Source organism: Nocardioides sp. (assembly GCF_030655615.1).
Classification (GTDB): Bacteria; Actinomycetota; Actinomycetes; order Propionibacteriales; family Nocardioidaceae; genus Nocardioides.
This window is the reverse complement of the sequence record NZ_JAURVJ010000103.1, coordinates 1-8733: the sequence shown is the minus strand read 5'-3', so window position 1 is coordinate 8733 and position 8733 is coordinate 1. Positions and strand designations below refer to the sequence as shown.

The window sequence follows — 8733 nt, the reverse complement described above, 5'->3', positions numbered from 1 at the left end:
AGGCGTCCGAGGCGACGCCGTGCGTCTGCTGACCGCCCACCGGTCCAAGGGCCTGGAGTGGCGGCTGGTCGTGGTCGCCCACGCGCAGGAGGGTGCGTGGCCCGACCTGCGTCGACGGGCGTCGCTGCTGCACGCCGACCGCATCGGGGCCGAGCAGTGGTCCGTGCCGGTGCTCCAGCCCGAGACCAGCACGCGCGAGCTGCTCGCGGAGGAGCGACGGCTGTTCTACGTCGCCTGCACCCGCGCCCGCGACCGGCTCGTCGTGACCGCGGTCCGGTCGCCCGACGACGAGGGCGAGCAGCCGTCCCGGTTCGTCGACGAGCTCGGCGTGCCCGTCGTCCACCAGGTCGGTCGTCCCCGTCGCCCGCTGTCGATGGCCGGCCTCGTCGGCGACCTGCGGCAGACGCTCGCCGATCCGACGACCCCCGAGCCGCTGCGGCAGGCCGCCGCTCGCCGGCTGGCCCGCCTGGCGGGCGAGACCGTCGGCACCCGACGTCTCGTGCCGCAGGCCGACCCCGCGACCTGGTGGGGCACCCGTGCCCGCTCGTGGTCGACCGTGCCGGTGCGTGACGCCGACAAGCCGGTGCCGGTCTCGGCCAGCGTGCTCGAGCAGCTGATGGTCTGCCCGACGCAGTGGTTCCTCGAGCGAGAGGCGGGCGGGGTGGCCCGCGCCCACCAGGCCGCCAACCTCGGCCTGATGGTGCACGCCCTCGCCGAGCGCGTCGCCAGCGGCGAGCTCGACGCGTCGGTCGACGACGGCGACGCCCTGATGGCCCACGTCGACGAGGTCTGGGACCGGCTCGAGTTCCGCACGCCGTGGTCCAAGCAGCGCGAGCACGACCGCACGCGGGCGGCGCTGGCGCGGTTCCTCCGCTGGCACCACGGCAACACCCGCCGGGTCCTGGGCGTCGAGCAGGACTTCGCCGCCGTCGTCACGGTCGACGGTCCCGACGGCGAGCCGGTCGCGGTCAGGCTGACCGGCTTCGCCGACCGGGTCGAGCTGGCCGGCGACGGCTCGGTCGTGGTCGTCGACCTCAAGACCAACCGCTCGATGCCCACCGGCACCGGGGTCCAGCAGCACCGCCAGCTCGCGCTCTACCAGTACGCCGTCGACGCCGGTGCGGTCGACCCGCTGCTGCCCGAGCCGGGTGCGGCCCACGCGGGCGGGGCCGAGCTCGTCCAGCTCGGGAGCCTCGACGACAGCGACACCGCCGTCGTCCAGAAGCAGGACCCGCCCTCCGCCGACGGGCCCGAGCGTCGCGCGCTGCGCGACGAGCTCGGCCGCGCCGCGCAGATGCTGCGCGACGAGGAGTTCCCCGCGGTGCCGGGTGCGCAGTGCCGCGACTGCTCGTTCGTCCCGATCTGCCCCGCCCGCAGCGCCGGGTCGGTGACCGGATGAGGGTCCGCGAGATCGGCAGCCCGGCCGAGCTGCAGGCCGTCATGCAGGCCGCCTTCCCCGTCAGCGACCAGCAGTGGCAGGCCGTCAGTGCACCGCTCGAGCCGGCCGTGGTGATCGCGGGCGCCGGGTCGGGCAAGACGACCCTCATGGCGGCCCGCGTCGTCTACCTCGTCGTCACCGGTCAGGTGAGACCCGACGAGGTGCTCGGTCTGACGTTCACCACCAAAGCCGCGAGCGAGCTGCGACGCAAGATCCGCGACGCGCTGGTGGCGGCCGGGGCGCTCGGCGACCTGCGCCCCGCCCGCGACCGCGACGACGAGCCGGACGGGCTGGCCGAGGAGCAGCTCGAGCCGACCGTCCTCACCTACAACGCCTACGCCGCCCAGCTCCTCACCGAGCACGGCCTGCGCATCGGCCACGAGCCCGACACCCGGGTCGTCACCGACGCCGCCCGCTACCAGCTCGGTGCGCGTGTGGTCGACCGGTTCACCGGCGACGTCCACCACCTCACCGACCACCCGCCCACCGCCATCCAGAACCTGCTCGCCCTCGACGGCGCCATGAGCGAGCACCTCGCCACGCTCGACGACGTGCGCTCCTTCGACCAGCGCGAGCGGGCGGCGTTCCTGCGGGCCGTGGCCGAGGAGGAGGCCGGCAAGAACCGCAAGACCTATCGCGAGCCGCCCGAGAAGGCGGTGTTCGCCATCGACCGCCGGGGCGAGCTGCTCCAGCTGGTCGCCGACTACCGGCGGCTCAAGGCCGACCTCGGCCTGATGGACTTCTCCGACCAGATCGAGCTCGGTGCGCGGCTGGCCGCCGAGCGGTCCGAGGTCGGCGTCGTCGAGCGGGGCAAGTTCCGGGTCGTCCTGCTCGACGAGTACCAGGACACCTCGGTCGCCCAGGCCACGATGCTGTCGCGGCTCTTCTCCGGTCCTGACCCCGCGACGGGCCAGGGCCACGCGGTGACCGCGGTCGGCGACCCCAACCAGGCCATCTACGGCTGGCGCGGGGCGTCGGTGAGCAACATCGTCAACTTCGCCGAGACGTTCCCGCCGGTGGCGGGGGAGCCGGCGTTGTTCCACCTGACCGTCAGCCGCCGCTCCGACCGCCGCATCCTCGATGCCGCCAACCACCTGGCCGCCCCGCTCTACGCCGCCTACGACCAGGTCGAGGCGCTCCGCCCGGCCGACGGGGCCGCGCCCGGCGAGGTGCGGGTCGCCGTCCACGAGACCGCCGCCGACGAGCTCGACGCGCTGGTCGCGTCGGTCACCGAGGTCCACACCGGCGAGGCGGGTGGGCTGTGGTCCGACATCGCGGTGCTGACCCGCGACAACTCCCACGCCGAGGGGGCCTTCGACGCCCTCACCGCCGCCGGCATCCCCGTCGAGATCGTCGGGCTCAAGGGGCTGCTGCGGCTCCCCGAGGTCGCCGAGGTCGTCGCGACCCTCCAGCTGCTCCACGACGTCACCCACAACCCGTCGATGCTCACGCTCCTCACCGGCCCGCGCTGGGCGGTCGGCCCGCGCGACCTGCGGCTGCTCAGCCGTCGCGCGGTCGAGGTCTCGGGCCGCCAGGGCGCCGGCGGGCCAGACGGGTCGCTCGCCGACCAGCTCGTCGAGATCGCCGACGGCGTCGACCCCGCCGAGCTCCCTGCCCTCGACGACGCCCTCGCCGACCCCGGTGAGGGGGCCTACTCCGCCGAGGCGCTCGACCGCTTCGCCCTGCTCGCGGGTGAGCTGCGCTACCTCCGCGCCCACGTGGGCGAGCCGCTGCTCGACCTCGTCCGCCGCATCATGGACGCCAGCGGGGTCGACGTCGAGCTGGCCTCGGCCGTCAGCCCCGCGGCGGCGGCCCGACGCGACAACCTCGACCTCTTCGTCAAGGCGGTCGCCGACTTCCAGGCCGTCGACGGCGACGTCACGCTGCCGGCCCTGCTGGCCTACCTCACCGCCGAGGACGACCAGGGCAACGGGCTCGACCTGGCGACGCCGAGCGAGGCCGACTCGGTCAAGCTGCTCACCGTCCACCGCGCCAAGGGCCTCGAGTGGGCGTCGGTGTTCCTGGTGGGGGTGTGCGAGACGCGCTTCCCGTCCAACCGGTCGCGCGTGCTCTGGACGTCGTCACCCTCGGTGCTGCCGGCCCCGCTGCGCGGCGACGCCGACGACCTGCCCCAGCTGGCCGGCCACGACAAGGCCGCGCTCGACGACTACCGCAAGGCCACCCGCGCCCACGACGCCGAGGAGGAGCTGCGGCTCGGCTACGTCGCCGTCACGCGCCCGGCCCACCTGCTGTCGGTCTCGTCCTACTGCTGGGGCCCCCGCACCACCCCCTACGGGCCCTCCGCCTACCAGGCCACGCTCCGTGAGCTGCTCGAGCGGTGGGGCGAGGAGGCGACGCCCTGGCGGGACAAGCCGGTCAAGGGCGACCCCCACCCCTACGCCGACGACGACCCGTCGGTGCCCTGGCCGACGACCGTCGCGAGCGACGAGGCGCGGCTGCGCCTCGACGCGGCCGCGCGGGTGGCGGCGGCCGACCCGTTCTCCGACGACGCCGACCTCGACATGCTCACCGCGGCCCGCATCGGCGACTGGGACGACGAGATCGAGCGGCTGCTCACCGAGGCGCGTCGCGACCGGGGCGACGTGGTCGACGTCCCCATGCCGTCGAGCCTCTCCGCCACCGCCGTCGCCCGGCTGCGCGACGACGCCGAGGGCTTCGCCCGCGACCTGGCCCGCCCGATGCCGCGACCCCCCTCGCCGGCGGCGCGGTTCGGTACCCGCTTCCACGCCTGGGTCGAGGCCCGGTTCGGCCAGCTGACGCTGCTCGACACCGACGAGATCTCCGGACGCGGCGACTCCGACGTCGCCGACGACGTCGAGCTGCACGAGCTCATCGAGGCCTTCGAGAAGGGCGACTTCGCCGACCGGGTCCCGCTCGCGGTCGAGCCGGCTTTCGCGCTGGTGCTCGACGGCCAGGTCGTCCGCGGGCGCATCGACGCGGTCTACCGCGAGCCCGACGGTCCTGACGGCACCCCGTCCGTGCTCGTGGTCGACTGGAAGACCAGCCGCAACCAGGCGGCCGACCCGCTCCAGCTCGCGATCTACCGCCTGGCGTGGGCCGAGCTGCACGACCTGCCGCTCGAGCAGGTGCGCGCCGGGTTCTACTACGTGCGCTCCGGCGAGCTCGTCGAGCCCGCCGACCTGCCCGACCGCGCATCGCTCGAGCAGGTCGTCAGGCCGTGACCGCCTCGCGCTCCCGGTCGAGCCACGACGCCACCCCGCGAGCCGCGGTCCGGCCCGCCCGGTTGGCGCCGATGGTGCTCGCCGACGGCCCGTAGCCCACCAGCTGCACCCGCGGGTCGGCGACCGCGGTGGTGCCGTCGAGCTGGATCCCACCCGCCGCGCTCCTGAGGCGCAGGGGCGCGAGGTGGTTGACGGCTGGTCGGAACCCGGTCGCCCAGAGGATCGCGTCGGCCGGCTCGAAGGTGCCGTCGGCCCACCGGACCCCGGTCGGCTCGAGGGAGGCGAACACCGGGTGCCGCTCGTAGGCGCCGAGCGCCTCGGCGGCCCGCTCCTGCTCGCGCAGCGCGAGACCGGTCACGCTGACCACGCTGGCCGGCGGCAGCCCTCGACGTACCCGGTCCTCGACCAGGGCGACGACGGCACGCCCGACCTCGGGCGTGAAGTCGTCGGTGCGCCACACCGGCGGCCGCCGGGTGACCCAGAGCGTGTCGGTCACGAGTGCGATCTCGCCGAGCAGCTGCACGGCCGAGGCCCCGCCGCCGACGACGACGGTCCGCAGCCCGCGGAAGGCCTCGGCGCCCGGGTAGCCGGCCGTGTGCCACTGGGGGCCGGCGAACGTCTCGACGCCCGGGTAGTGCGGCACGAACGGGTGCGACCAGGTGCCGGTGGCGTTGACGAGGGTGTGCGTGGTCCAGGACCGGTCGCCGGCCTCGACGACCAGCAGACCCTCCTCGCCGCCGTCGGCGTGACGGACCCGGTCGACCCGCACGGGGCGCTCGACCGGCAGGCCGTGGTCGCGCTCGTAGGCCGCGAAGTACGCCGGCACCGCGGCGTTGGCCTGGGCCGCCGCATCCATCGCGGGCGTCGAGCTGTCCGGCAGCGCGGCAACGCCGTGGACGTCGTGGACGGTGAGGGAGTCCCAGCGGTGCTGCCAGGCGCCGCCGGGGGCGTCGTCGGCGTCGAGCACCACGTGGGCGATCCCGCGCCGGGCCAGGTGGTAGGACGCCGACAGCCCGGCCTGACCGGCACCGACCACGACGCTCTCGAGGACCTCCACGCCGGGTGAACGCGAGGTCCGGGGAAGTTAGTCCCCGAGCCCTGCGCGCAGCGCGACCTCGACCATGGCGCCGAAGGTCTGCTCGCGCTCCTGGGCGGTCGTCTCCTCACCGGTCACGATGTGGTCGGACACCGTGCAGATCGCCAGTGCGCGACGGCCGAAGCGGGCCGCGAGCGTGTAGAGCCCGCTGGCCTCCATCTCGATCGCGAGCACCCCGTGCTCGACCATCCGGGTCAGCAGCTCGGGCCGCGAGGCGTAGAAGGAGTCGCTGCTGTAGACCAGGCCGACGTGGGCGTCGGGGGCCGCGGCGGCCGCGTCGCGCAGCAGCGCGAAGTCGGCGACGGGGGCGAAGTCGAGGCCCTCGAAGGTGATCCGGTTCATCGAGGAGTCGGTGCACGCACCCGAGGCGATGACGACGTCTCGCACCCGCAGCCTCTCGCTCAGCGCGCCGCAGGAGCCGACCCGCACGATGGTCTGCACGTCGTAGTCGCGGAACAGCTCGTTGACGTAGATCGCCATCGACGGCTGTCCCATCCCCGAGCCCTGGACCGACACGGGCCTGCCGCGCCAGGTGCCGGTGAAGCCGAGCATGCCGCGGACCTCGGAGTAGCAGACCGCGTCGTCGAGGAAGGTCTCGGCGATCCAGCGGGCGCGCAGCGGGTCACCGGGCAGCAGCACGAACGGGGCGATGGCGCCGGCCCCGGCGCCGATGTGGGTGCTCACCTGGCGAACTCTAGGCACCCCTAGGCTCGAAGGGTGACCTACCCGCACCTCCTGCTGAGCGCCGACGCCCACGACCGGATCGGGGTCCACCGCAAGGACGACGCCTGGCTGGCCGACCGGTGGGACGACGACCGGTCGCAGGTCCTGGTCGTGTCCGGCACCCGGGTGCGCCCGGTCGAGGGGTCGCTGCCCTGGGTCGCCCCGGCCGACGCGCCCGACGGCGTACGCGTGCTGCTCGGCGAGCGCGACGGCGCCACCCACTGGGCGGTCATCACCGGTCCTGAGGTCGCCACGTCCCAGGAGGGCGAGTGGTACCCGCTGCGCGGCCTGCTGCCCGCCCTCACCGGCGACCAGGTCCGCGACGCCCCGCTCGTCTTCCACGCCCTCGGCCTGGCCGAGTGGCACTGGGCGACCCGGCACTGCCCGCGCTGCGGCGGCACCCTCGTCCCCGAGGCAGCCGGTCACGAGCTGCGCTGCACCTCGTGCGGACGCACCCAGTTCCCGCGCACCGACCCCGCGGTGATCATGCTCATCAGCGCGGGCGAGCCCGGCGCCGACGACGAGCGCTGCCTGCTCGGCCGCTCGCCGCAGTGGCCGGCCGGCCGGTTCTCGACCCTGGCCGGGTTCTGCGAGCCGGGGGAGTCGCTCGAGGACGCCGTACGTCGCGAGGTCGCCGAGGAGGCCGGCATCGTCGTCGGCGAGGTCACCTACTTCGGCAACCAGCCGTGGCCGCTGCCCCAGAGCCTGATGCTCGGCTTCCTCGGCCGTGCCGTGTCGACCGACGTCGACATCGACCACGACGAGATCGAGGAGGCACGCTGGTTCACCCGCGCCGAGATGCGCGACCAGGCCACCGACGGCAGCCTCGTGCTCCCGGGCGGCGTCTCCATCAGCCGCTCGCTCGTCGAGCACTGGTACGGCGCCCCGCTCCCCGGCTCCTGGTGACCCGTCGTAGATCTACGACGGGTCAGCGTCCTTCAGGCGAGGGAGGCGACCTTCTCCTTGACCTGGGCCAGGGAGGGGTTGGTCTGGGCGGTGCCGTCGGAGTAGACCAGCGTGGGGACCGTCTGGTTGCCGTTGTTGGCGGTCTCGACGATCGCGACGGCGTCGGGCTGCTGCTCGATGTCGACGATGTCGTAGGTGATCCCCTCGCGGTCGAGCTGGCTCTTGAGCCGGTGGCAGTAGCCGCACCAGGGCGTCGTGTACATCGTGAAGCTGCTCATCGCTGAAGTGTCCCCTCGGACGTCTAGGGTCTGGCTGTCACCCGATCCAACCACCTGCCCGGGAGTGTTGTTCCACCATGGCTGCCGACCTCTTGTCCGCCCTCGACCCCGAGCAGCGAGCGGTCGCCGAGACCCTCCGGGGGCCGGTGCGTGTCCTGGCCGGCGCCGGCACCGGCAAGACCCGGGCCATCACCCACCGCATCGCCCACGGCGTCGCGACCGGGGTCTACGCGCCCACCGAGGTGCTCGCGGTGACGTTCACGACCCGCGCCGCCGGCGAGATGCGTGGGCGGCTGCGGCAGCTCGGTGCGCCCACGGTGCAGGCCCGCACGTTCCACTCCGCCGCGCTGCGCCAGCTGCGCTACTTCTGGCCCCACACCTACGGCTCCGAGCTGCCCGAGCTCACGGCGTCCAAGATCTCGATGGTGGTGGGGGCCGCGCGCACGCTGCGGCTGCGGCCCGACCAGGCGATGCTGCGCGACCTCGCCTCCGAGATCGAGTGGGCCAAGGTCAGCAACGTCAAGCCCGACGACTACGCCGCGATCGCGGCCGCCCGCGGTCGGTCGGTCGCCAAGGTCGAGCCCGACATGGTCGGCCGCATCATCGCGGGCTACGAGGACGTCAAGCGTGCCCAGGGCCGGATGGACATGGAGGACGTGCTGCTGCTCACCGCGGGCCTGCTGGCCGACGACGAGCGCGTCGCGGCCCAGGTACGCCGGCAGTACAAGTGGTTCGTCGTCGACGAGTTCCAGGACGTCTCGCCGCTGCAGTCGGCCCTGCTCGACCTGTGGCTGGGCGGGCGCGACGAGATCTGCGTCGTCGGCGACCCGGCCCAGACGATCTACTCCTTCGCCGGCGCCAACGCCGACTACCTGCGCGACTTCCCGGCCAAGCACCAGGGCACCACCTCGATCGAGCTCGTCCGCAACTACCGCTCGACGCCCCAGGTCGTCACCGCCGCCAACACCCTCCTGGCCGGCACCGGCTCCACGAGCGTCGAGCTGCGCGCCCAGCGCCCCGCGGGCGCGGCCGTGACCTACGCCGGCCACCCCGACGAGGTCGCCGAGGCGGCTGCCGTCGCGCGCGAGG

The 8733-nt window shown here is 74.1% G+C and carries 7 protein-coding genes; 4 read left to right on the top strand and 3 right to left on the bottom strand.

Going from position 1 to position 8733, the window contains the following annotated elements:
- Both Q7T52_RS08400 and Q7T52_RS08395 read left to right on the top strand, forming a co-directional pair.
- The coding region (locus tag Q7T52_RS08400; protein ID WP_304801343.1) for a PD-(D/E)XK nuclease family protein at positions 1–1399 on the top strand (1399 nt) is incomplete at its 5' end.
- Positions 1396–4641, top strand: a complete 3246-nt coding sequence (locus tag Q7T52_RS08395; protein ID WP_304801341.1) for an ATP-dependent DNA helicase — start codon at positions 1396–1398, stop codon at positions 4639–4641. The genes Q7T52_RS08400 and Q7T52_RS08395, both read left to right, overlap by 4 nt.
- Here the strand turns inward: Q7T52_RS08395 and Q7T52_RS08390 are convergent.
- Positions 4631–5698, bottom strand: coding sequence for an NAD(P)-binding domain-containing protein (locus Q7T52_RS08390; RefSeq protein WP_304801339.1), 1068 nt, complete (start codon positions 5696–5698; stop codon positions 4631–4633). The two genes, Q7T52_RS08395 and Q7T52_RS08390, sit on opposite strands and share 11 nt — an antisense overlap.
- A gap of 27 nt (positions 5699–5725) precedes the next feature.
- Positions 5726–6421, bottom strand: coding sequence for a purine-nucleoside phosphorylase (gene deoD / locus Q7T52_RS08385; RefSeq protein ID WP_304801336.1), 696 nt, complete (start codon positions 6419–6421; stop codon positions 5726–5728).
- Between the two features lie 33 nt (positions 6422–6454).
- On the opposite strand from deoD, the gene nudC reads away from it, so the two are divergent.
- Positions 6455–7366, top strand: a complete 912-nt coding sequence (gene nudC / locus Q7T52_RS08380; RefSeq protein WP_304801334.1) for an NAD(+) diphosphatase — start codon at positions 6455–6457, stop codon at positions 7364–7366.
- Between the two features lie 32 nt (positions 7367–7398).
- On the opposite strand, the gene Q7T52_RS08375 is transcribed toward nudC, so the two are convergent.
- Positions 7399–7644, bottom strand: a complete 246-nt coding sequence (locus tag Q7T52_RS08375) for a mycoredoxin (RefSeq protein WP_304801332.1) — start codon at positions 7642–7644, stop codon at positions 7399–7401.
- Positions 7645–7721: 77 nt separating this feature from the next.
- On the opposite strand from Q7T52_RS08375, the gene Q7T52_RS08370 reads away from it, so the two are divergent.
- The coding region (locus Q7T52_RS08370; RefSeq protein WP_304801329.1) for an ATP-dependent helicase at positions 7722–8733 on the top strand (1012 nt) is incomplete at its 3' end.

What these genes read in the sequence shown, in the direction of transcription:
- Q7T52_RS08395 (WP_304801341.1), top strand. Translation starts at nt 1,396, where the DNA reads ATGAGGGTCCGCGAGATCGGCAGCCCGGCCGAGCTGCAGGCCGTCATG.
- Q7T52_RS08375 (WP_304801332.1), bottom strand. Translation starts at nt 7,644, where the DNA reads ATGAGCAGCTTCACGATGTACACGACGCCCTGGTGCGGCTACTGCCAC.